1 protein-coding gene is annotated in these 1,199 nt (G+C 68.9%); it reads right to left on the reverse strand.

Annotated elements, in window-relative coordinates:
• The coding region (locus tag D3H34_RS32835; RefSeq protein ID WP_286186568.1) for a CarD family transcriptional regulator at nt 1-1,199 on the reverse strand (1,199 nt) is incomplete at both ends.

The raw sequence follows: 1,199 nt of genomic DNA on the forward strand, positions 1-1,199 counted from the left end.
GCAGCGTGGTGGGCGCGAGAAACGCGACCTGCTTGCCGCCCGTGACGGCGACGAAGGCCGCGCGCAGCGCGACTTCGGTCTTGCCGAAGCCCACATCGCCGCAGACCAGCCGGTCCATGGGCTGGGGGCTGATCATGTCGTGCACCACGGCGTGGATCGCGGCCTTCTGGTCGGCGGTTTCCTCGAAGCCGAAGTCGTTGGCGAACGTCTCGTAGTCCTGCGGGCTGTAGCGGAACGCATGGCCCTGGCGCGCGGCGCGGCGCGCATAGATGTTGAGCAGCTCGGCGGCCGAATCACGCACCTGTTCCGCGGCCTTGCGCTTGGCCTTTTCCCACTGGTTGCCGCCGAGCTTGTGCAGCGGCGCGTCCTCGGGCGACATGCCGGTGTAGCGGCTGATCAGCTGCAGCTGGCTCACGGGCACGTAGAGCACGGCGTCGCCCGCATAGGCCAGGTGCAGGAACTCCTGCAGCGCGGGGCTGCCGTCGGGGTTTTGCTGGCCCACGTCCATGTTGACCAGGCCCTGGTAGCGGCCTATGCCGTGCTGGCTGTGCACGACAGGGTCGCCGATCTGCAGCTCGGACAGGTCCTTGATCAGCGCTTCGACATCGCTGACCTGCTCCTGCTTCTTGCGTCGGCGCGTGGTCGGGCCGGCCGCGAACAGCTCGGTTTCGGTGACGAAATCGATGCCCGCGGTCTCCCAATGGAAGCCCGTGGCCAGCGGCGCCGTCGCAATGCCGATCTTCTCGCTGGCGTCGGCCTCGAACTCGGCGAGCGAGTCGAACGCCGGCGGGTTGAGCTGCGAGGCGCGGAAGAAGTCCAGCAGGCTTTCGCGCCGGCCGTCGCTTTCGGCGAGCAGCAGGATGCGCTGCGTGGTCTGGCCCAGATGGGCATGCAGGCGCGCGAGCGGGTCGTCGGCGCCGCGCACCACCGACAAATCGGGCAGGGGCTGGAATTCGCCGCTGGCAATCTGGTCGGCGGGCACTTCCGCGGCGCGCACCGCCAGTTGCGCATAGCTCTTGGCGCGCAGATAGAACTGTTCGGCGCTGAGGAACAGCGATTCGGGCGGCAGCGCCGGGCGTTCGGGGTCGCCCTGCACCAGGCGGTAGCGGTCCCGGGTGTCCTGCCAGAAGCGCTGGAACGCGGGCTCGAGATCGCCGTGCAGCACCACCGTGGCCTGCTCGCCGAGGTAGTCGAAGACG

The sequence above is a fragment of the Acidovorax cavernicola genome (assembly GCF_003581445.1).